At 71.4% G+C, this 22,749-nt stretch carries 17 protein-coding genes; 7 read left to right on the forward strand and 10 right to left on the reverse strand.

The genetic code is table 11. The features are described from left to right. Window positions 1–23: 23 nt before the first annotated feature. A complete protein-coding gene (locus ACWEFL_RS06015) occupies window positions 24–1,178 on the reverse strand; it encodes an amidohydrolase family protein (protein WP_451708023.1) in 1,155 nt (384 codons plus the stop codon). A gap of 26 nt (window positions 1,179–1,204) precedes the next feature. Beyond that, window positions 1,205–2,074 carry a fumarylacetoacetate hydrolase family protein gene (locus tag ACWEFL_RS06020; protein WP_451708026.1) on the reverse strand — a complete coding sequence of 290 codons (870 nt, stop codon included), beginning with the start codon at window positions 2,072–2,074 and terminating at the stop codon, window positions 1,205–1,207. A 779-nt stretch (window positions 2,075–2,853) separates the two neighbouring features. Between ACWEFL_RS06020 and ACWEFL_RS06025 the strand changes: the two genes are divergently transcribed. From ACWEFL_RS06025 to ACWEFL_RS06045, 5 genes are all read left to right on the forward strand, one after another. After that, entirely contained in the window at window positions 2,854–3,906 is a 1,053-nt protein-coding gene (locus tag ACWEFL_RS06025; RefSeq protein WP_451708027.1) for a zinc-binding dehydrogenase, read from the forward strand. Continuing rightward, a complete protein-coding gene (locus ACWEFL_RS06030; protein WP_451708030.1) occupies window positions 3,903–5,033 on the forward strand; it encodes a class I SAM-dependent methyltransferase in 1,131 nt (376 codons plus the stop codon). Before ACWEFL_RS06025 ends, ACWEFL_RS06030 begins: the two co-directional genes overlap by 4 nt. Beyond that, entirely contained in the window at window positions 5,030–6,433 is a 1,404-nt protein-coding gene (locus ACWEFL_RS06035; RefSeq protein WP_451708033.1) for an amidohydrolase family protein, read from the forward strand. The genes ACWEFL_RS06030 and ACWEFL_RS06035 overlap by 4 nt, the downstream gene beginning before the upstream one ends. 70 nt (window positions 6,434–6,503) lie before the next feature. Continuing rightward, complete coding sequence (locus ACWEFL_RS06040; RefSeq protein ID WP_451708036.1) at window positions 6,504–6,971, forward strand: VOC family protein; 468 nt, start codon at window positions 6,504–6,506, stop codon at window positions 6,969–6,971. A gap of 635 nt (window positions 6,972–7,606) precedes the next feature. Beyond that, window positions 7,607–8,041, forward strand: coding sequence for a VOC family protein (locus tag ACWEFL_RS06045; RefSeq protein WP_451708039.1), 435 nt, complete (start codon window positions 7,607–7,609; stop codon window positions 8,039–8,041). 277 nt (window positions 8,042–8,318) lie between these two features. Here the strand turns inward: ACWEFL_RS06045 and ACWEFL_RS06050 are convergent, their stop codons facing one another. The 6 genes from ACWEFL_RS06050 to ACWEFL_RS06075 all read right to left on the reverse strand — a co-directional run bounded on the left by ACWEFL_RS06050 (window position 8,319) and on the right by ACWEFL_RS06075 (window position 16,359). Beyond that, window positions 8,319–9,233 carry an ABC transporter permease gene (locus tag ACWEFL_RS06050; protein WP_451708041.1) on the reverse strand — a complete coding sequence of 305 codons (915 nt, stop codon included), beginning with the start codon at window positions 9,231–9,233 and terminating at the stop codon, window positions 8,319–8,321. Further along, window positions 9,230–10,408, reverse strand: coding sequence for an ABC transporter permease (locus ACWEFL_RS06055; RefSeq protein ID WP_451708043.1), 1,179 nt, complete (start codon window positions 10,406–10,408; stop codon window positions 9,230–9,232). Before ACWEFL_RS06055 ends, ACWEFL_RS06050 begins: the two co-directional genes overlap by 4 nt. After that, entirely contained in the window at window positions 10,405–11,961 is a 1,557-nt protein-coding gene (locus ACWEFL_RS06060) for an ABC transporter ATP-binding protein (RefSeq protein WP_451708044.1), read from the reverse strand. Before ACWEFL_RS06060 ends, ACWEFL_RS06055 begins: the two co-directional genes overlap by 4 nt. Before the next feature lie 29 nt (window positions 11,962–11,990). After that, window positions 11,991–13,079: a BMP family ABC transporter substrate-binding protein gene (locus ACWEFL_RS06065; protein WP_451708046.1), complete on the reverse strand. Its 1,089-nt coding sequence runs from the start codon at window positions 13,077–13,079 to the stop codon at window positions 11,991–11,993. Window positions 13,080–13,132: 53 nt separating this feature from the next. Next, window positions 13,133–13,543: a hypothetical protein gene (locus ACWEFL_RS06070; RefSeq protein WP_451708049.1), complete on the reverse strand. Its 411-nt coding sequence runs from the start codon at window positions 13,541–13,543 to the stop codon at window positions 13,133–13,135. A gap of 1,367 nt (window positions 13,544–14,910) precedes the next feature. Further along, window positions 14,911–16,359 (reverse strand): aldehyde dehydrogenase family protein, encoded by a 1,449-nt coding sequence (locus ACWEFL_RS06075; protein WP_451708050.1) that lies wholly within the window; start codon window positions 16,357–16,359, stop codon window positions 14,911–14,913. 72 nt (window positions 16,360–16,431) lie between these two features. Between ACWEFL_RS06075 and ACWEFL_RS06080 the strand changes: the two genes are divergently transcribed. Then, the gene (locus tag ACWEFL_RS06080; RefSeq protein ID WP_451708053.1) at window positions 16,432–17,514 is read left to right on the forward strand and encodes an NAD(P)-dependent alcohol dehydrogenase; all 1,083 of its coding nucleotides are present in this window, start codon (window positions 16,432–16,434) and stop codon (window positions 17,512–17,514) included. A 131-nt stretch (window positions 17,515–17,645) separates the two neighbouring features. Continuing rightward, complete coding sequence (locus tag ACWEFL_RS06085) at window positions 17,646–19,859, forward strand: cytochrome P450/oxidoreductase (protein WP_451708056.1); 2,214 nt, start codon at window positions 17,646–17,648, stop codon at window positions 19,857–19,859. 81 nt (window positions 19,860–19,940) lie between these two features. Here the strand turns inward: ACWEFL_RS06085 and ACWEFL_RS06090 are convergent, their stop codons facing one another. Beyond that, the gene (locus ACWEFL_RS06090) at window positions 19,941–21,074 is read right to left on the reverse strand and encodes a hypothetical protein (protein ID WP_451708058.1); all 1,134 of its coding nucleotides are present in this window, start codon (window positions 21,072–21,074) and stop codon (window positions 19,941–19,943) included. Between the two features lie 114 nt (window positions 21,075–21,188). Further along, complete coding sequence (locus ACWEFL_RS06095; RefSeq protein ID WP_451708061.1) at window positions 21,189–22,739, reverse strand: cell surface protein; 1,551 nt, start codon at window positions 22,737–22,739, stop codon at window positions 21,189–21,191. Window positions 22,740–22,749: the final 10 nt, after the last annotated feature.

Here is a 22,749-nt window from a genome sequence, read left to right on the forward strand (position 1 = left end):
GAGTGCGGGTACACGGGACCGGCCTACAGACCCCGCCACGGCACGATGTCGACCTCGGCGCCACCGTGCAGCACCACGGTCGGCTCCAGGCGCGGCGCGACGATCGTGTTGCCCGCGGCGTCGGGCAGGGTGACCTCGTCGGTCTCGGTGACGACCGTGACGTCGGCCCTCCCGCCGACCTCCAGACGCCCGTAACCCTCGGCGTCGAGCCCGAGCACCCGCGCCGGTACGACGGTGGCCCGCCGGACGCACTCCTCCAGAGGCGCGCCGAGCGCGACCAGCTTGGAGACGCTGGTGAGCAGGTCGAACACCGGGCCGCGCCAGTTGCGCGCACTGGTGTCGGAGCTGAGCACGTCGGGCAGGAATCCGTCGGCGATCGCCCGGCGCGCCACCTCGAAGCTGAGGTTGCTCTTGCCGTGGGCGGAGTCGAACAGCACGCCGCGCTCACGGGCGGCGGCCACGGCGGGCTGCACGCGGTCGCCGTCGAGGATCCCGTGGGGCTTGCCGGTGTAGCAGTGCGCCACGATGTCGCCGGGGCGCAGGTAGTCCAGGACGACGGGCAACGGCTCCGAGGTCTCGCCGATGTGCAGCATCAGCGGCAGTCCGGCCTGTTCGGCCAGCGCCACGGACTTCTTCAGCAACGACTCCCAGTGTTCGCCGACGACGTCCTCGGAGAGCCGGATCTTGAAGCCGCGCACGATGTCGGGGTGGGCCTCGGCGGTCGCGAGCGCGTCCTCGGGGACCAGGGTGTCGGGGTTCAGCAGCTCGCCGAACCTGAAGTCGATCAGGCCGAGCACCGAGACGTTGAGGAAGTTGACTATGCGCAGCGGGTTCGCCTCGACCACCAGCTTGCGGAAGGCGGCGAACGTCGAGGCGCCGGCCGTGCCGGCGTCCGCCGCGGCGACCACGCCCCGGCGCAGATGGGCTTCCTCGGCAGGGGCGCCGACGGCGGAGACGTACTGGAAGATGTGGGTGTGGCCCTCGACGAGGCCCGGCAGCACGGTGGAGCCGGTGACGTCGATCGTGCGGGCCGCGTTCGCCGCCAGGCCCTCGCCGATCGCGGCGATGCGGTCACCGGTGACCGCCACGTCGAGCCGGGCGTTGGTGGCCGATGCCGGGTCGATGACGGTGCCGCCGGCCAGGACGAGATCGTAGGACGGCGCGGAGGAGTTGGACATCGGTGTGGCTCCTGGGTGAGGGGCGGTCAGCTGACCGGTTCGGTCAGCCGGTGGTCGCGCGGTGAGGCGTCCGAAGGACGCGCGATACGGGTGACGAGGGGCAGCACGCCGTCCACCTCGACTCGTACCTCGTCGCCGTCGGCGAGGAAGCACGCGCGGTCCTGGCCGGTGCCGGCCGGGGTTCCGGTGAGGACGACGTCGCCGGGTTCGAGCGCGGCGAACCATGACAGCCTGCTGAGCAGATCGGGGATCGGGAAGATCATCCCGGCGCTGGTGTCGTCCTGGAGGAGTTCGCCGTTGACCCGGGTCCGTACGCGGATCGCGTCGCGGTCGGCGAGGTCGTCGGAGGTGCGGAGCGACGGGCCGAGCGGCGTGAACCCCGGATAGCTCTTGGCGAGGGCGGGGATTCCTGTGGTGCGCATGACATCACGTGCCGTCATGTCGTTGGCGGCGGTGATGCCGGCGATCGCGGGCCAGACCTCCGACTCGGTCGCCCGGTACAGCCGTCGCCCGACGACGACCGCGATCTCTCCCTCGTAGTCCGGTTCGGTCGCGGCCTGTGGGATCACCACCTGCGCGCCGGGGGCCGACACACCGGACGGCGCGGCCAGGTACAGGATCGGCTGCTCGGGCAGTCCCCGGCCGGTCCGGGCCGCCTTCGACAGGTAGTTGAGCCCGACGCCCCACACCGCGCGGGGACGGCCCAGTGGCGCTGTGAACGTGACCTCGTCGAGCGGGATGCGCCGGCGCACCGCACAGGACGCCAGGCACCGCAGCGAGCCCTCCTGTTCGAGGACCGCGCCGACGTGCGGAAAAGCAGTGTCCAGCAGGGCGACAGCCCCGTTCTCGATCCGGCCCAGGCCGGACTGCGTCGTCACTACTTGCATGGCGAGCATCTTTCAATGCGAGACGGCATCATGTCAAGCGATACGAAATGCGGGCTGCGGACGCACGGACACCCCGCCCGCACCGGAGGCGGACGGGGTGCCGGAGGGCCCGTACGCCGCCGCTGTCCCGGAGTCCGTGCGGCGCGTGAGGAGACCGCCGACCACGGTGAACAGGACGACGCCGCACGTGCGTTGGCGGTGAGGCACGGGAGCCGTCTACGGCACCACAAGGCCGCGGCGAGGCCAGAGATGTCATCGAGTCGATGCGGGACCTCTTCGCGCGGTCGGCCCCACAGGCCGGCCGGAGACCGGGCCGGAGACCGGCTCAGGAACCGACCCGGGACCAGGTCGGAGACCGGCCTCGGGCCGGATCGGAAACCGGCGTCGGGCCGTTGACCTCGATAGGCCGGAGCACGACGGCAAGGCTCACCGTGCGCACCCGCCACCAGCACGTGGTGATCGCCGTGGACAGCGGCTCATCAGGCGTTTTCGGGCGTTCCGCCACCCTGCGGCCGCGCCAGGCCCTGGAGAGTCAGCGGCCCGGCGAACTCCCGAGAACCGCCAGGATCGCCCCAACTCCACACCGTGCTAGCCGAGTTCAAGCCGATTGTTCCCGGCCATTGACAACCGTCGACGGGCGGCAATAGCGTTCGGGCCCATCCGATCGGTGGGCAACAAACCGATCGGCGGGAGCGCCGGCGGCGCTCCACGGAGACCGTTGCATGCCGACCAGGCGTGCGACGAACTGGCCGGTGACCGAAGTCCCACAGCCAGTGGAGGTCTCTCCCATGAAGGTTGTACTCCATCGAACACACGGCGACTCGGATGTACTCGAAGTAGCCGATGTCCCAGTGCCCGAACCCGGACCGGACGAGGTACTCGTCCGCGTCGCCGCCTGCGGCCTCAACCACCTCGACGTCCTACAGCGGCGCGGACCTGGGCTGATACCGGGATTCAACCTACCGCACGTGGCCGGCATGGATGTCGCGGGCACCGTAGCGGCAGTGGGCCCGACAGGCAACGGGCCGGCGGGCAACACGACCGCGCTCGCCGAGGGCGCGCGCGTCGTCGTGAATCCGGCCGTGCCGTGCGATCGCTGCGAGAGCTGCGCCGCCGGGGCCGACGGCGGGTGCCCGAGCGCGGGCGTCATCGGCGCCACCCTGGCCGGCGGCTACGCCGAGTACGTCATCGTCCCGGCGGCCAATGTGCACCCCGTGCCGGACGACGTCGATCTGGTCGACGCGGCCGTCGTGCCGACGATCTGGATGACGGCCTGGCACGCGCTCATCGAGATCGGCAAGGTCCGCCTCGGCGAGACGGTGCTGATCCACGCGGCCGGCAGCGGCGTCAGCACCGCGTTGATCCAGCTGGCCAAGGCCGGCGGCGCCCGCGTGGTCACCACGGTCGGCTCGGACGAGAAGGCCGAGTACGCACGCGGCCTCGGCGCCGACCTCGTGGTCAACTCGACGACCGGCGACGTCGTGGGCGCCGTGCGCGAGTTCACCGGCGGGCGGGGCGCCGACCTCGTACTCGATCACGTCGGCCCCGCCACATGGAACACCGGCATCTACAGCCTCGCGCCTCGCGGGCGACTGGTGTTCTTCGGCAACACGACGGGCAACCGGGCCGATTTCGACCTGGTGTACGCCTACCACTTCGGCCTGCAACTGCTCGGCTCCGACCCGTACGACCGCCGCGAGTTCGCCGCGATGCTCGACGCCTACTGGGCCTCGCCCTTCCGTACGCCGATCGACAGCGAGTTCAAGCTGAGCGAAGCCGCGGCGGCACAGGAGCGGATGGAGTCGCGGCGCGCCACCGGCAAGATCGTGCTGCGCCCATGAGCGGGGCGGCCTCCACCCCGGTCAGCCCCGCGCCGGTGTGGGAGGTGATCAACGGCTTCACGTCCTATTGGGCGCTCTCGGCCGCGCTCGACCTCGGCCTGTTCGACGCTCTGGCCAAGGACGCGGATTCCGGGCCCGGACTGGACGCTTCGCAGCTGGCGGCAGCGATCGGTGCGGCCGGGCCGGGCCCGGTGACCGTGCTGGCCGAGACGCTCGTCTCGCTCGGTCTGCTGGACGCCGTCGAGGATCGCTTCCGGCTCACGCCGGAGGCCGAGCGCTACCTGGTGTCGACGGCGCCGGCCTCGATGACCGCTCTCGTGCGGTACTCGCCCGGGCCTCGGGGGGCCTGGCCGGGCCTGGCCGACACCGTCCGTACCGGCGCACCCGCCCCGGCAGTGACGGCCGAGCTGACCGAGCTGTACCCGGCGCTCGTACGCGCGACCGGCCCGACGCAGGCCGGCGTGGCGACGGCCGTCGCCGCCGAGCTGGAGCGCCGCGGGCTATGGCCGGAGCAGCCGACGATCGTCGACTTCGGCTGCGGCTCGGGGGCGTGGCTGACCGCGCTGCTGCGCACCCGGCCGAAGGGCACGGCGATCGCGGTCGACCTGCCCCACGTGCTGCCGATGGCCGAGCAGGCGGCCACGGAAGCCGGCCTGCGTGAACAGGTGATCGCCGTCGCCGGCGACTACCTCGAAGCCGCGCTCCCCGTCGCCACGGCGGACGTCGTCGTTCTGGCGCACGTGCTGCGGGCCGAGCCGGCCGAGCGGGCCCGGCGACTGCTCGCCCGCGCGGTCGAGCTGGCCGGGGCGGACGGGGTCGTCGTGGTCGTCGACTACCCGCGACCCGACCCGGCCCGCGCCCCACACGACGCCAACGACGACAACGACGCCAACGACGGCTACGACGACAGCGACGGCGAGGACCGCGGCGCCGCCTGTGTCGCCGCGCGCCACGAACTGCTGCTGTCACTGACGATGCTGGCCTCGACAGCGGGGCTCGGTGTCACGGTCGCGGACCTGCGCGCGTGGGCCGAAGCGGCCGGAGCCGAGTTGACCGGCTCGTTCGAGCCGGTGCCGCGCCAGCACGTCCGCCTCATCCGTTCCCGCACCCCGGAGGCCATCTCGTGAACGCCCCGAACACCACGGCACCCGCCGACACCCTGATCGTCAACACCCTCGTCGTGACGATGGACGACTCCCGCCGCGTGATCAGCGACGGGGCGGTCGCCATCCGGGACGACCGGATCGTGGCCGTCGGCAAGACCGCCGACGTGACCTCCCAGTGGCACAGCGACACCGTCATCGCGGGCGAGCGGTTCGTCGTCACCCCCGGACTGATCAACACGCATGTGCACATCACCGGCGAACCGCTCACGCGCGGCTTCGTCCCGGACGACACCCCGTTCCTGGAGAACGTCTTCGAGTGGCTCACGCCGATCCACACGCACTACACCGAGGAGGACGAGCACATCTCGGCCCAGGTCGCGGCGCTGGAGATGCTCAAGAGCGGAACCACCTCGTTCCTGGAGGCCGGCACGATCCGGTTCATCGACCCGGTCGTCGAGGCCCTCGGCGAGATCGGCATCCGCGCCCGCGTCGGACCGTGGGCGTGGGATCTCGTGCCCGAGCCGGAGGTGCTGCGCATGACGACCGCGCAGGCGATCGCACGCCTCAACGACACGATGGACAGATACGCCTCGGTGGCCGACGGCCGCATCCAGGCATGGCCGATCCTCATCGGCCACACCTGCTGCAGCGACGAGCTGTGGCGGGCCGCGAAGGGGCTGTCGGTCGAGTGCGGCACCGGTTTCAGCGCCCACATGTCGCCGGCGGCGATGGATCCCGAGGGGTTCCTCGCGGCGTACGGGCAACGGCCGATGGTGCACCTCGACAAGCTCGGCGTGCTCGGCGAGAACGTGACCCTCACCCACGCCGTCCACGTCGACGACGACGAGGTGGCACTGCTCGCCAGGACCGGTACGAGCGTGTCGCACTGCCCGACCACGGCGCTCAAGGTGTCGTACGGCGTGACCCAGATCGGCAAGTTCCCCGAGATGGTGGCCGCCGGCGTGAACGTGGCGATCGGCACCGACGGCAACAACGCCTCGAACTACCACGACCTGATGCGTGCGACCTACCTGGTGGCCGGACTGTTCAAGGACGCCCGGCGCGACGCCACGATCTTCCCGGCCGAGGACGCGTTCGCGATGGCCACCCGCAACGGCGCCCGCGCGCTGCAGGCCGAGCACGAGATCGGCTCGATCGAGACGGGCAAGAAGGCCGACCTGGTCCTGCACGACACGAACCGGCCGGAGTGGCGGCCGCTGCACAACGTCGCCAACCAGCTCGTGTGGTCGGCCGACGGGCGGGGTGTGCACACCGTGTTCGTCGACGGGCGGCGCGTCGTCGACGACTACCGCTGCACGACGATCGACGAGGACGACCTGCTGCGCCGCGCCCAGACCGCCGGCGAGGGCATCGTGGCCCGCTCGGGCCTGCCCAACCGGGCCAAGTGGCCCACCGTCTGACCGTACGGCCGCATGTCGCGGCCGCGCTGAACGTACGAATGAAGAGCGAACGACTGAGGAGAGCCGAACCATGGCAGAACTGACCGAACCCCGCTGGACCCACGTCGCCATCCCGGTCAGCGATCTGGATCGATCGATCGAGTTCTACGAGCGCATCACCCCGCTGGTGCTGGTCACCAAGAACACGGACAGCAACGGGCGCGGCGCCTGGCTGTCCAACAAGGGTCAGGTCGACTCGCCGCTCGTCCTCGTCCTGGCCGAGTTCATCCCCGAGGTCGGGGCGCGCTTCGGCATCGAGCCGGGCAAGCAGGTGACGACGCTGGCGCCGTTCGCGCACATCGGCATCGAGCTGCCCAACCGCGAGGACGTCGACGCGGTCGCGGCCAAGGCGCGCGAGACGGGCAACCTGCGGTGGGAGCCGATGGAGATGGCCGCCCACATCGGGTACATCTGCGCCGTGAACGACCCCGACGGCAACACGATCGAGTTCTCGCACAACCAGAAGGTGTTCTCGACCATCCAGGAGCTCTGGGGCTGAACAGAGAGCCGACCGCACGCTCCACGGCCGACCCGCCGATCACCGGCGGTGACGCCGTGACCATGGACGCGAGCCGACAGGTCGTCGCCGAAGGCGGAATCGCCGCGGCGGCGGCCTGATCGTGCTGGCGATCGGGTCGGTCGGGAGCCTGCGGCGACGCGGCCCGCGCACGGCCGGGTCCGACCGCCTGATCGCGCGGGCGAGCAATCCTGACGGCACGACGGCGGTGTGGGTGCGAGACCGGCTGGACGGGCTATGGCACGACGAGGATTTCGCCGACTGGTACCCGCGCAACGGACGACCCGGCCTCTCGCCCGCTGCGCCGACTGACCCGCGGTTTTTGCCCACCCTCGACTCAATGACCTTGGAGAACCCGACTCCGCGTCGGGCCCTCCTCCTGCCCACCCACCGACACAGCCTCGAACAACCCCACTCAGCCGCCCAACAGCACCGACTGAAACAGAGAGTTCAGGACCTCCCCCCTGGGGCCACTGTCGGGATCGCCATCCCACCGCTCAAGGTCCCACTCATCACCGAGAGTCGGCCGCACGTGCCACGGTCTGCCGCACGCGCCACAGCCTGGCCGGGGGCGGTCCCGTGGAGACGGCGAGACATCCCGTCTCTACGATGGCCCCATGGCATCGATCAAGCAGGTCCAAGTCACCTTCGACTGCGCGGAACCCGAGCGTGTCGCTCGTTTCTGGTGCGAGGTGTTGGGGTACGTCGTGCCGCCGCCACCGAAGGGGTCTGCCACCTGGGACGATTTCGACCGCACGCTGCCGTCTGAGCGTCAGGGTGCGGCGTTCGCATGCGTCGATCCCTCGGGTGTGGGTCCGCGGCTGTTCTTCCAGCGCGTTCCCGAAGGCAAGGTCGTCAAGAATCGGCTGCATCTCGATGTGCGGGTCGGCACCGGGCTCGTGGGTGAGGAGCGACTGGCCGCACTTGAGGCCGAATGCGCACGACTGGTCGCGATCGGCGCGGTACGCGTGCGACTGCTGACCGCCGATGACTACAACGAGTCGTGCCTCGTGATGCAGGACATCGAGGGCAACGAGTTCTGTCTCGACTGAGTGGCCGCGAATGTCGCACCGCCGCGACGGCCCCCGTGAATGTGCCCCATCGATGACGTGTGGTCGTCGACGAAGCCCTCGGCCGCGCGGACTCGGCCGCGCCTACCGCCACAGCGCCGGCGTCGTGGGCTTCAGCGCCGCCGGGTACGCCTCGGCCGCGCTGCGGGGTACGCCTCGGCCGCGCCGCCGCTGACGCCGGTATCGCACGAGGACGCCGGCTCCGCGCGGTTCGCGGAGCCGGCGTCCGTTCTCACCGGAGCCGTACCGTTCCGTGGCGTCAGGTCGACCCGCGCAGGAAGGGCCGGCCGAGCGCCGCGGGTTCTCGGTGCTGGGTGGTGAACAGCAGCATGGCGAGGAGCGCGAGCAGATACGGGGCCGCGACGAGCAGTTGGGGGTTGAGGGTGACACCGAGCGCGGGGAGCGCCAGGCGCATCGCGTCGGAGAGGCCGAACACCAGGCAGCCGAGCAGGGTACGGCCGAGCCGCCACGCACCGAAGATCACCGCGGCGATGACGATGTACCCACGTCCGGCGGTCATGTTCTGGTTGAACGATCCGACCTCGCCGACCGCGAGGTACGCGCCTCCGAGACCGGCCAGTGCGCCGCACCACAACAGGGCCTGGCGGCGCCGCGCGTTGACCTTGATGCCCGCGACGTCGGCGGCCTGCGGGTTCTCCCCCACCGCCCGCAGTTCCAGGCCCCAGCGGCTGCGCTGCACCAGCCACCAGGTGAGCGGCACCAGCAGGATCAGAAGGTAGGCGGGCCAGCGTCCGGAGAACAGCGGCTCGCCGATGAGCGGGATGTCCCGCAGCAGCGGGATCGACAGCATCCCCACCTGGTGCGAGGCGAACTGGTTCGTCGTGATCAGGTAGCTCGTCAGCCCGAGCACCAGCGCGTTCAGCACCAGGCCGACGACGAAGGTGTTGATCTGCGCGCGGTGGGAGAGGTTGCCGTGCACGAAGCCGAGGACGAGGCCGGTCAGGACGCCGACCGCGAGGCCGGCGGTGGCACTGCCGGTCGCGCTCGCGGTGGCGACCGAGGTGAAGGCGGCGCCGAGCATCATCGCCTCGACGGAGATGTTCATCGCTCCGGCGCGCTGGGCCAGGTACTCGCCACAGGCGGCGAACGCCAGCGGCACGGTCAGCCGGACGCCGCTCGCCAGAATGGTCGTGGTGCTATCCAGAACGCTCACGCGGCCGCCTTCGTCTCGGTCGGGACAACGGACAGGGCGGGCGGCGTCGACGGCTTGGCGCCGCGACGCCCGCGGAAGAGGTCGACGAGGATGGGCGGCGCGACGAACGCGAGGACGAGCAGCGCCTTGACGATGTCGATGAGGAAGTACGGCACGCCGGTGGCGGTGAGGAAATCGCCGCCCGCACGCAGCACGGCGAACCCGAACGCCACCGGGATCGCGATCAGAGGCCGGTTGCGCGCGACGAGCGCGACGAGCAGACCGTCCCAGCCGACGTTGTCCGAGAGCCCGGCCTGCAGCCGGTTGGGGCTGACCGGGCTGGCCAGCAGCAGCCCTCCCGCCAGCCCCGCGAAGGCGCCCGACAGCGCCAGGGTGAAGCCGCCGAGCGCGGCCACCCGGACACCGGTGTGCTTGGCCGTCAGCGGATTCAGTCCGACCATGCGGACCCTGAAGCCCCACCGACTACGGCTCAGGAGGAGCGCGGCGCCGACCGCGGCGACGAGCGCGATGAACAGTCCCGCGCTCAGTTGCAGCGACGGGTACTGCCCGAAGTCGCCGAGCAGGGCGTTCGCCGGCAGGGGGTTGGACTGCGCGTCGGCGATGCCCGACGAGCCCTGCGCGCTCTCCTGCAGCCACGGGGTGCTGACCGCGAAGGTGACGAGCTGGATGGCGAGGAACGTCATCAGCAGGGTGCTCACCACGACGTTGACGCCGCGGAAGCGGGACATCAGCGCGCTGAGCCCGGCCCAGACGCCACCGCCGACCGCCGCGGCCGCCATCACCACGACGACCAGCATCGGACCGGGGAGGGCCAGCCTCAGCCCGACCCAGGCTCCGAACAGGCCGCCGATGAGCACCTGCCCCTCCTGGCCGATGTTGAACATGCCGGCGGACGCGCAGATGCACGCACCGACCGCCACGAGCAGCAGAGGCGCGGCGTGGAGCAGCGTCGTCGTCCATCCGGTGGTGCTGGCCAGACTCCCGTTCCAGATGGCGGAGAGCGAAGCACTCGGCGAGGCTCCGGTCAGCGTGAGCAGCAGGGCGGACACGCCCAGGGCGACGGTGACGAGCACGACGGTGACACCCGCCGTCAGCCGGCCGTCGCGCCCCGGCCGGAGCCGGGCGAGGAGGCGCCGGCCGAAGTCGTCCGGACCCGTCTGCGAGGCGGCACTCACGCGGCCTCACCGCCCACCAGCATGCCGAGCCGCTCGGGGGTCGCCTCGGAGACGGGCAGTGCTCCGGTGATCCGCCCCGAGGAGATCACTGCGATCCAGGTTGCAAGTGCCATGACTTCCTCGAGTTCGGTGGAGACGAGCAGCACCCCTACGCCCTCGGCGGCCGCCCCGCGCAGTCGGGAGTACATGTCCTCGATGGCGCCGACGTCGAGCCCGTGGGTGGGCTGCGCGGCCACCAGGACGCGGGTGTGGCCCGTCAGCTCCCGGGCGAGTACGACCCGCTGCTGGTTGCCGCCGGAGAGGCTGCGCACCGGCGCGTCCAGCGACGGTGTGACGATGTTGAACTCCTCCGCGAGGCGACGCGCCTGGTCGAGCATCGCGCGCCGCCGCAGCAGGAACCGGCCGCTGACCTCGTTCAGCGACTTCATCGTCAGGTTCTCGGCGACGCTCATGTCGAGGACGACGCCGCTGCGGTGCCGGTCCTCCGGCACGATGCCGAGACCGGCCTTCGGCAGCGCACCGGGCCGGGTCGTGTCGACCCGGCTCCCGGCGACCTCGATGGTGCCGTCGGTCGGCGCGACCAGCCCGGCGAGGACATCGCCGAGCGTCGTCTGGCCGTTGCCTTCGACGCCGTAGAGGGCGACGATCTCGCCCGCGCCCACGGTCAGATCGATCTGGTCGAGAACCTTGATCCCGCCCTGCTCGACGGTGAGTCCGGCGAGGCGCAGGACGGGCTGCTGCCGGTCCTGCGCCCCGGCCCCGCCGGTGCTCGCCGTCTGCACCGGCAGCAGGCCGAGGGCCGCGCCTTCCTCGCCCAGCGACACCTCGCGGCCCACCATCTGCCGGGCGAGCAGTTGGGGGGTGGTCTCGGCGGTGACCGTCTGGAAGGCGACACGGCCCTTGCGCAGGACCGTCACCCGGTCCGTCGCCTGGGTGATCTCGGCGAGCTTGTGGCTGATGAGGATGACAGCGCGCCCCTCCTCCTGCACCACGCGGCCGAGCACGGCGAACAGTTCCTGCGACTCGGCCTGGGTCAGCACCGAGGTGGGCTCGTCCAGGATCAGGATCCGAGGGTTGCGCCGCAGGCACTTGACCACCTCGACCCGCTGCCGCTCGCCGGCCGAGAGCGCCTCGACGCGCGCCTCGGGGTCGATCCGCAGTCCGTACCGGGCGGAGACCTCGGCGATGTCGGCGCAGACGGCCTGTTTGTTCACCTTGCCGGTGTCGCCGAGCGCCACGTTCTCCCACACGGTGAGCGCGTTGATGAGGCTGAAGTGCTGGTGCACCATGCCGATGCCGAGTTCGGCCGCTTCCTGCGGGCTGTCCAGCGCGAGTTCCTCGCCGCGTACCAGGACGGTGCCGGCGTCGCGCCGGACCAGTCCGAGCAGGACCTTCATGAGGCTCGACTTGCCCGCTCCGTTCTCACCCAGGAGTCCGTGGATCTCTCCGGCGTCGACCCTGAGGTCCACGGCGTCGCAGGCCGTGACGGATCCGTAGGACTTCGTGATGCCGCGCAGCTCGAGGAGCGGAACCGCTGAGGTCGTTCGTTCCATTGCTGATCTTCCTCGTGGGTGTCGGCGCGTCAGCCGAGTCGCTTGACCTCGGCCGCCGCGTCGATCTCCTTGCTGCCGATCTTCTTGATGAACTCCGCCAACTGCTGCTGCTCGTCTCCCTGGGCGTCGCAGATCTTGATGGTCGGGAAGGGGTCGACGCCCATCTGCCACACGCGCGTCGTGCCCATCTTCAGGTTGTCCTTGGCGAACTCCTCCAGTGCGGCACGGAAGTAGTCGCCCGGGCTGAACAGCGCCGAGATGTCGAACTTCGGGCTGGTCGAGGCGCACCGGTCGGTGCCCGGGGTGAGGGTCAGCGCGCCGTTGGCGTTCGCCAGCTGCGCGGCGGCGTCGGTCGCGCCTCCGAGGTAGGGGTAGATGACCTTGACGCCCTGGCTGATCTGCGCCTGGGTGGCCTCCTTGGCCTTGGCCGAGTCGTTGAAGTCGCCGGTGTAGGTGGTCGTCAGGGTGGCCTTCGGCACCACCTGCCGGATCCCGGCGAGGAAGGCCGTGGAGGCGGCGACGCTGTAGTCGGCCTTGACGCCGGTGATGAACCCTGCCTTGGTGTGGCCGGCGGCCTTCATCCTCAGACCCGCGGCGTAGCCGGCGGCGAGCATGGACTGTTTGGGATCGTCGGTGGACAGCATGATCTTCGGGGTCTGGTCGACGTTCGCCTGTACCGGCACGTACCAGGCGGACTTGCCGCAGACCGGCTCCTCCGAGGCGGGGATGGCGGCCTTGAGTTCAGTGGCGCCGAGCGCGACCAGGTCGACGTTCTGTTGGCAGAGCGCGCGTGCCGCGGTGAGCGCGTCGCTCGGGGGCACGTTGCCGCGCTTGATGACCGTCCAGCCCTTCTCCTTGGCGAAGGCGTCGGCCGAGTCGACGAAGCTCTGGTAGTAGCCGCGGTCGTTGATGTCGCCGGGGCTGAGGACGCCGATGACGACTTTGCCGTCGCCGTTGACGTCGGGCTGCTTGAGGCCGGAGTCGCCGCCGGCGCTCGCGGCGGGGGTCGTCTTGGGCGCGGTCGCCGCGTTGTCGGCGCAGCCGGACAGCGCGATGGCTCCCGCGAGGGCGAGGCCGACCGCGGCCCCACGGCGCCAGAGCATGCTGTGTGTAGTCATGTGCGTGGTTCCATTCGCTGGGTGGCACCGCCCCGTGGAGGCGCGGGCGGTGGTCAGTTGGCGGGTTCGAAGCTTCGGTCGAGCTCGGCGTGGGAGACACGCCGTCGGTGGAAGAGCGGCTCACCGCTCGCGGCGTCGCGCCACGGGAACGGCGTCGCACCACCGGAATCCCGTCCGCCCGGCCGCAGGGACCGGTTGGGACCGGCGATGCCCCGGTCGCCGGGGACGACCGGGCCGACCGCGGACCGGGTCGCCACCGCCGTTCCGGCGAAGTCCGTGCCCGGCAGGTGCGGACGGCGGGAGCCGGGGGTCGGGCCCGGCCCCTCGATCCGCGGCAGGTCCAGGCAGATCAGCTCGCGGTACGCGTCGTCGACGACGACGCGCGGTCCGCACGTCGGTTCCGGGACATCCTGCGGGAACACGGCCTCGGGCCCGCCGGGATCGGTCTGCACCATGGCTCGCACCGCACGGCCTCCTCACCCTTGCCGTCTCGCATTGCGAGTCGGTGGAACGTATTGCGAGGTACTCTGACCTCCGCCGCCCAGTGCTGTCAACGCTCCTGCGCCACATCTTCGATTCGTCGGCGTTTCGCCTGATCGCAAGACCGACAGCCCAGGTGGCGGCAGTTGGAGGCCGGTGCACGGGCAGGCGTCGAGGGACCGCGCGGCGGCTCGGCGACGAACGAAATGCCGGTTACGCGTCCGGTCGGCAGGCGAAGAGCGCATGCCGGTCGAGCACTCGGCCGACAGGCGAAGAGGACATGCCGGTTCAGCGCTCGGCCGGCCCGGCTCGTCATCGCCGCGCGGTGGCCCGTCGGCGGCGGCGAGCGGGGGTCCGGTGCCGTGAGCGCCGGGCGCGGTTGTGCCGAGGAGGCGGGAAGCGGGGGCCGTGCCGAGAAGGTTCTCGAGCTGGCGCACCCGGTAGCCCACCGGGTCGCGGTGCGGACGGAGTTGTCCCAAGGGGCTCTGCCGACTGCCCCTCCCGGCCGGGCCGGGCACGCGGAGTCGGCATCGGTTCCGGACGCCTGCGGATCGGCGCGCGGCGCGCTTCGGCGTACGCCTCAAGCCGCGCGCGGGAGAGGCGGAACCGCCCCTTGGACGACCCGCAGCCGATGGCGAGCGGCGGAAGGCGCTTGACCCCGGCCGGGCCGAGCGGCCCTTCGCCTCGCTTCCGCAGGCGGGCGCGCTCGACGTCGCCCGGTGCCACCGTCCACGCCGCGGCCCCCTCCTGCTCCACAGGGTGCTTCGGCCAGGCGATGGCCGTGCACCGGGAGCGCGGGCGGGACCGCTGTCAGTGCGGTACGGCACCGGCCGACGGTCACCGCGGGTCGATCCCCGGTCCCGGTCGCGGGCCGAACTCCGGTCTAGGTCGTTTCTGATGGATCAGGCTGGATCAGGGAGCGGGGTCTGGTGCCGTGGATCGCAAGGCGGAGGAGGGAGTCCATGCGGAGCATCGGCGACCGACGACAACGCGGCGAGGCGCGGTGCCAGGGCACGCGAGCCCAGCAAGATCCATCAGAAGCGGCCTAGCGCCGCGACCGGAAACGTTCACCGGCCCGCGACGCCCCGCACCGCACTTCTCCCCCTGTGCCCTGCGGGCACGGGTGGTACCCCCATGCCGCGTTGTCGGACCGCGCGAGTACGGCGAGTACGAGCTGGGGACCTCCGCCACGCGTATCAAGTGGCCCTTGCGCCGCACCGCACCGGACGCCGCGCGCCCACGGCAGACCTCTCCGGCCACAGCACTCGCGGCCGACGCGCACACCGAGGGACTCACCGTCCCACCGGCCGGCACCCGCGCACGGATCACGCGGGACTGACAAGTCGGCGTCTCAACGGGCCAGCAGCCGGATGGCCACGCCCTTCTCCTGCGTGTACTCGCGCAGTGCCGCGTACCCACCGCCCCGGCTGAAGCCGCTGTCCTTCTGCATGTTGAACGGAAAGCCGATCACCCCCGCATCGTGGAACTGGTTGACCGCCACCTGCCCGGAGCGGACGTCCTTGGCCAGCCGCAGCGCCCGGGAGACGTCGTCGGTCCAGATACAGGCCAACAGGCCGAAGTCGGTCGCGTTCATCAGCTCGGTCGCCTCGGCGGTGTCACGGAACGACTGCACGCCGAGCACCGGGCCGAAGACCTCCTCGCGGGCGATGCGCATGTCCGCTTCCACACGGTCGAACACGGTCGGCCGGACGAACCACCCGTTGTCGGCGGGCGCGCCACCGGTGACCAGCCGCGCCCCCTCGCGAGGCGCCTCCCGGAGGAAGCCGCCGACGCGGTCGAACTGCGCGGCGCTGACCAGCGGCCCCATGTCGAGGTCCGCTTCCCAGGGCCCGGTCTTGATCGCGGCCATGGCGGCGGCGACCCGCTCCACGACCTCGTCGTGCACCGAGGACTCCACGAGCAGCCGGGAACCGGCGTAGCAGTTCTGCCCCGCGTTCTCGGTGATGGAGGCGACGATCTGGGGGATCGCCGTGTCGAGGTCGGCGTCGGCGAAGACCACGTTCGGCGACTTGCCGCCGAGTTCCAGCTTCACCGGGACGAGGTTCTGTGCCGCGGCCGCCATGATCGCCCGCCCGGTGGCGGTGGAGCCGACGAAGCTGATGTGGCCGACGTCCGGGTGCGAGGTGAGCGCGACGCCCGCCTCGGGGCCGAGGCCCGCCACCACGTTGATCACACCCGGCGGGAAGCCGGCGCGGCGGGCGAGTTCGGCGAGTGCGAACGGGGCCAGCGGCGCGATCTCGGACGGCTTGAGGACGACCGTGTTGCCCGCGGCGAGCGCCGGCGCGACGTTCGCGGCGGTGAGCACGGCGGGTACGTTCCACGGAAGGACGACCGCGCACACGCCGTACGGCTCGGGAACCGTGTAGCCCAGGTAGTCGGGGCTGCGGGTCGGCAGCGTGACTCCGGTGAGTTTGTCGGCCGCGCCGGCGAAGTAGTCGATGATGCCGTGGGCGATGTAGATGTTCGTCCGGCCCCCGGACAGCGGCTTGCCCACGTCCTGTGCCTCGACGGCCGCGAGCGCCTCGACCTCGGCGATGATCAGGTCGGCCCAGCGCCGGATCAGCGCCCCGCGCTCGCTCGGGTTGGTCGTCGCCCAGGCAGGGAAGGCGCGGCGCGCCGCGGCGACCGCGTCGTCGACGTCGGCGCCGCCCGCCCGGGCCACCGTGGTGATCACCTGCTGGGTGGCCGGATCGAGGACGTCCAGCGTGCCGCCGTCGCGGGCCGCAACCCACTCGCCGTCGATGAAGTGTTGGGAAGAAGGGAAGTCAACAGCCGCCATGGGGGAACATTGACCGACCCTGTCACGCATGTCAATATGCAGTCTCGCTTTGTGAGGCACTGAGGAGGCCCTGTGCGCGCCACCGCCGCTCTGCTGGAGCAGTCCGGACAGCCGTTCGTCCTGACCGAAGTGGACCTGGACGATCCCCGTCCGGACGAGGTGCTCGTCCGCGTCGCCGCCGTCGGCGTCTGCGGTACCGATCTGGAGTTCGCCGGCTTCTTCCCCACGCCCGCGCTGCTCGGCCACGAGGGATCGGGCGTCGTCGAGAAGGTCGGCGCGCACGTCACCTCCGTACGTCCGGGCGACCACGTCGCCATGTCCTTCACGTCCTGCGGCACATGCTCCCTGTGCCGTACGGGCTCGCCCTCCTACTGCCGCGGCTTCGACGCGGTGAACTTCTCCGGCCGCCGGCCCGACGGCTCCACCGCGGTGACCCACGAGGGGCGGGAGGTCAACGCCCACTTCCTCGGCCAGTCGTCGTTCGCCAGTCACGTCGTCGCACCGGAGCGGGCGGTCGTCAAAATCGACCCCGCGTGGGACCTGCTGCGGGCCGGCCCCTTCGGCTGCGGCTTCCAGACGGGAGCCGGCGGCGTGCTCAACGTGCTGCAGCCGCGCCCCGGCTCGTCGATCGCGGTCTTCGGGGCAGGTGCCGTCGGCGTGGCCGCCGTCATCGCCGCCTCGCTGAGCGGCTGCAAGGTCGTCACGGCCGTCGACGTGAACCCGGCCAAGGCCGAGGCCGCCCGCGGCTACGGAGCCACGCACTCCGTCGACTCCTCGGCCGGCGGGACCGCCGAGCATCTGGCCGCCCTGGTCCCCGAGGGGTTCGACTTCGTGATCGACACGACCGGGCGCGAGGACGTCCTGCGCACCGCGGTGGAGGCTCTCGGGCCGCTCGGCCGCGCGGGCGTCATCGGCGTCGGCCCGAGCGAGTCGATGAGCTTCGACTGGCGCAGCATCCTCAACGGCCGCTCGGTCACCGGCATCGTCGCCGGGGCCGGCGTGCCGCAACTGTTCCTGCCGCGACTGCTCGAACTCAACGCCGAAGGCCGGTTCCCGGTCGAGAAGATGATCACCTACTTCCCGTTCGAGCAGATCAACGAGGCCGTCGCGGCGGTCCGGTCCGGCTCGGTCGGCAAAGCCGTGCTGACCTTCTGAGCGCCGTCCGCTGGACGTTGTCAAGCTCAGGGGCGCAGCTTAGGGTGACCCGACGCCGATGAGGCAGCCGACATCCGGTGGCGCGGCCGGACAACACCGCGCACAGTTCCGAGCACGTGGAGCGTGCCCACATGTCCGCCGACTTCGCCACTGACACCGACTTCGACCACCACTCCGACGAGGCCAACGCCGATCCGGTCGCCTACTACGCGGGCTTCCGTAAGCGCTGCCCGGTAGGCCGCTCGGCCGCCCACGGCGGCTTCCACTACACGACGCGGTACGCCGACGTGGCCCGCATCGCCCGCGACGACGAGACGTTCTCCTCTTCCCGCAGCGACCACGGCGGGCAGGGGGTCGGCATCGTCATCCCCAAGGGACCGGGGCTCGAACAGTATCCGATCGAGCTCGACCCGCCGCGTTCGACCGAGTACCGGAAACTGATCAACCCGCTGCTGACCCCGGAGGCGGTCGAGCAACTGGTGCCCATGATCGAGCGCCACGCCGCCCGTGTCGTGGACGAATTCATCGAGCTCGGCTCCTGCGACATCGTCCGCGACCTCACCAACCCGCTGCCGGCCGCGGTCACCCTGGACTGGCTGGGTTTCCCCGAGGAGGACTGGGCGAAGCTGGCCGGGCCGATCCACGACATCTTCGCCGCACCGGCCGACAGTGAGCGCGCCGTGCGCGGGGCCGCCGGTCTGGCCTATATGGACCAGCGCATCCGCGAGTTGATCGCCGATCGCCGCGTGGCACCACGGGCCGACGCGGTCAGCACCCTGGTGGCCGGCCGTCGTGCCGACGGAAGCGAGTTCGACGAGGACGAGCTGGTGTCGGTGATCGGTCTGCTCATCGCGGGCGGCGTCGACACCACCACCTCCCTGACCGGATCGACGCTCGTCCACCTCGCTCGCCACCCCGAGCAGCGCCGGCGGCTGGTGGACTCCCCCGATCTGCTGGACAGCGCGACCGATGAGTTCCTCCGCGCGTTCGCGCCGTCGCAGTCGATGGCGCGCACGGTCACCGGGGACGTGGAGATCGGTGGCTGCCCGATGCGCGCGGGCGACCGGGTGCTGATCCCCTGGGTCGCCGCGAACCATGACCCCGCCGTGTTCCCCGAGCCCGAGCAGGTACGGCTCGACCGCGACGCCAGTCGGCACCTCAGCTTCGGGATCGGATCGCACCGGTGCGCCGGCGCCCACCTCGCCCGAGCCATGTTCCGCGCGATGATGACGCAGGTCCTGACCCGGCTGCCCGACTACCGGGTGATCGAGGAGGGGCTCGTTCCCTACCCGACGCGCGGCAACCAGTCCGGCTGGGACGCGGTCCCGGCGGTCTTCACACCCGGCCCCCGGGCGACCGCGGGGGCAGGCACGGTCCGTACGCTCAGCACGCCCACACCGCTGCGGGTGACGGCGGTGCGCGAGGCGGCGCGGGACGTGCTCGCCGTCGAACTCGGCATGCCGGACGCGGGCGCACTCCCCCCATGGCGGCCCGGCGCGCACGTCGAGCTGCGTCTGCCCTCGGGCCGGCTGCGTCAGTACTCGCTGTGCGGTGACCCAGCCGACGCCACGACATGGCGCATCGGGGTCCTGCGTGAGCCCGACGGCCGGGGAGGGTCGGTCGAACTCCACGACCTGGCCCGCTCCGGAGTCACGTTCGCGGTACGCGGACCACGCAACCACTTCCCGCTCGTGCCGGCGGAGTCCTACCTCTTCCTCGCGGGCGGCATCGGTGTCACACCGATCCTCGCCATGGTCCGCGAGGCCGCCGGACGTGGTACGCCCTTCACCGTCGTATACGGCGGACGCACCCGCTCGACGATGGCGTTCGCCGACGAACTGGCCGCCGTCGCCGGGGACGCGCTCACCCTGCTCCCGCAGGACGAGGCCGGGCTGCCGGACCTCCCCAGGCTGCTGGGCGGGCTGGACGCGGACGCAGCTGTGTACGCGTGCGGGCCGGGCCCGATGCTGGCGGCCGTCGAGCGCGAGTGCGCCCGCCTGGAGATCACCGACCGGCTGCACCTGGAGCGCTTCGCCGCAGGCGACGACCTCGAAACGGCGTTCGACGCGGCGGAGAACCGGGCCTTCGAGGTCCAGCTCGCGCGCAGCGGGGGCACGCTCACCGTGCCGCCCGACCGCCGCCTCATCGAGGTTCTGCGCGATGCCGTGAGCGGCCTGTCCTACGACTGCGAGAAGGGATACTGCGGCGCCTGCGAGACCCGAGTCCTCGCCGGGACACCGGAGCACCGGGATTCCGTGCTCAGCGACGAGGAACGTCTTGCCGGGCGCACGATGATGATCTGCGTCGGACGCTGCAAGAGCGACCGACTCGTCCTGGACCTCTGAGCCGAGCAGGCCGGACCTCCGAGCCCGGCGACCGGCCGACCTCGCCCGTCGGCCGACGCGGGCTCCTTCCCCGATCCCGACTCAGTCCCCCTCCTGTCCCGTCCCGGTCCGGAGTTCGCCGGTGCCGAACGGGATCCAGGCGAGCCGGTGGGTGTACGCGGTGCGGTCGTCACGGGTGATCCGGACGGCCGCGCCCCGCGGCACCAGGGCCGTCAGCCCGCTGCCCGGGTCCTCGGGTGAGCGGGCGACGGTCCGGGACTGGACGCTGCTGCGGCGCGCGGTTCCCTGCGCGGTGACCGTGACCGCGAGGGTCGGCGCCGGTGCGGCGGGGTCGGTGATGTCCTCGTCGGCGAGGACGTGCCCGATCAGGAAACCGTCGGTCTCCGCCGTGCACTCGCGTACGAAGACATCGTCGTCGAGCGCGAACTCCACGGGGACCGGGGTCAGGACGACCTGGCCCCCCACAGCGAGATGACGGATCATCAGATCGGGCCGGGCGACGGTGACCAGGGTGTTCAGCGCGTACTCGGCGGTGCTGCCGTCGACCGTCACCTCGACCACCAGGGTGAACGCGGTGTCCTGGTGCAGCGGCGGCGACTCCCAGCGCTTGACCTGTGTGACGTCGACGGGCTCACCGGCGTGGAGCATGGTGTAGGCGGCTCCGGGCCTGTTCTCCCCGCGCCAGGTGAGGACAGCGCTCTCACCGCTGTCGACGAGGATGTACTCGGGGCGGAAGTCCCCGACGGTGAACCCGGCGGGGACCTTGGCCAGGGGGTGTTCCTCGCTCTTGGGCCCGCTTCCGCCCTCGACGGTCTCGGTGACCGTGAGCCGGCTGGTGCCGACCGCCGAGTTGATCTGGATATGGGCGAAGGTCACCTCCAGTTCCTCCCCCGGCTCCAGCTTTCCGCCGCGTTTGGGCTCGAGCAGAAACGTGCCGGGGCGGTCGGGGTCGGGATCCAGCCGCCAGCGCCGGGAGTCGTCGAGGCGGGGCTCGATACCGCCGGGGTTGGCCGTGAGGTCCCCCGGGCCGTCCCCCACCGGGAAGGAGAAGACGACCCTCTCGGGGCTTACGGTCTCGTCCCGGTGGTTGGTGAGGATCACGTCCACGGACGCCAGGGCCGGAGTGGAGCCCTGGGACACCTGAAGGGGCGAGGGCCGGGTGGCCACCTCGTAGGTGACGGCGAGGGGGCTCTCCTCCGAGTCACGATGGACCATGGCTTCGGCTCCTTGTCTCCGTGCCTTCTCTTCGACCGGTCCTGGTCTCCGTCTCTTCAACCGGTCCTGGTCTCCGTATCTTCGACCGGTGCCGCTCAGCTTGACCGGTCCCGCTCAGCCCCAGGCGAGGCCGGTGGAGAGATAGCCGTAGTCGGTCAGGGCGGAGCCCAGCGGGATCTCCCCGTCCCGCTCACCGCTCACCGGGTCGAAGATCTGGACCACGTCGGCCGTGTACGCGACGACGAAGAGCCGGTCGCCCTCCGGAGTGACGGCGACCGACGAGGCCCGTCCCGTCGTGGTGACGGTGCCCTTCTGGCTCGCGCTCGGGACGTCGATCACCCGGACCTCCGGGCCGAGGTCGGCCGCGTAGACCGTCCGGGAGTCCGGGAAGGCGGCGATGCCCATGAGGTCCCGCCCGGTCGGCACGAGCCGGGCCGTTCCGGTGCCGGAGGTGGTCAGCAGGGCGACGAAGCTGCTGCCGGAGGTCGGGTCCAGGACGGCGAGGTTGCGGCCGTCGGGGGTGACCACCACGTCCGTCGGCGTCGTCAAATCGCCCAGCCTGCGGACCACGGTCCCGCTCGCGGTGTCCACCACCGCGACGTCTCCCGAGCCCCGGCAGCTCACATAGACGGAGCGGCTGTCGGGAGCGGCCACGAGCGCCGACGGCGTGCCCCCGGCCTGGATGGAGGTGACGGCTCCGGTCGCGAGGTCGACGGAGCGGATCTGGGGGCCGTCGAGATCACCGACGTAGACCGCCGACCCGTCGGGCAGCGCGGTGACCCCGTAGGGGCTGCCGCCGAGGTCGACGGTGTCCACGGTGCCCGCGGTGAGATCGCAGACGACCAGGCTGCGGTCCCGGTAGACGGGGGCGAAGCCGAGGAAGCCGTCCACGGAGAAGGTGACCTGGCCCGAGCGGCCGATCGTGGTCTGGAGGATCTGCTGCCCGCTCGCCGCGTCGTACACCCGCAGCAGTTCCTCGGTGTTGTCCGTCACGCTCAGGAAGGTGCGGTAGGGCCAGCGCTCCCGCAGCAGACCCGGCGCGGAGGTGATCTTGCTCCGGTCCGTGTTGCACTGCGCGGCCCGGACGCCGTCACGGGTGACCAGATAGCCGTTGCTGGTGGCGGGGTGGCTGAAGGCCGCGACGACCCCCTGGTAGACCTCCGCGTCCGGGAATTCGGGGGTGCGCCAGATCTCCGCGATGGTGCCGTGGTCGAGGACTTCGTCGGTCTCGGGGTCGTAGACGACACACCTCTCACCCCGGAAGAGGTAGAGCGTGCCGTCGGGGTTCGGGACCCCGGCGTCGATGCCCTGGGTGAAGTCGGGAGCGTCCTTGTTCAGTCCGGGGAAGCGGCTGCCGATCGGGACCGGGGATGTCCCGCCGACCGGTTCGTTCTTCACCACGTCGTAGCGGACGGTGGTGGCGCCCTGGAAGAAGTGGACCTCCGGGCCGTCGGTGGCGCAGGCGCCGTCGAACCCGCCCCGGTAGGCGGCGGGCAGCTTCGGCCACAGATCGGCGACGGCGGCGCCGCGCAGCGGCGGGGCGACCGCCCCCGCGTCGTGCTCCACGGCCCAGCCGCCCCGGACGAAGTAGATCAGCGGGCCGGCGGTGCCGGGGACGCCGAACGCGGCGTCGATACCGGAGGGTACGAGGGAGGACGGGGTCATGGCGGTACCT

Source organism: Streptomyces sp. NPDC004838 (assembly GCF_053600955.1).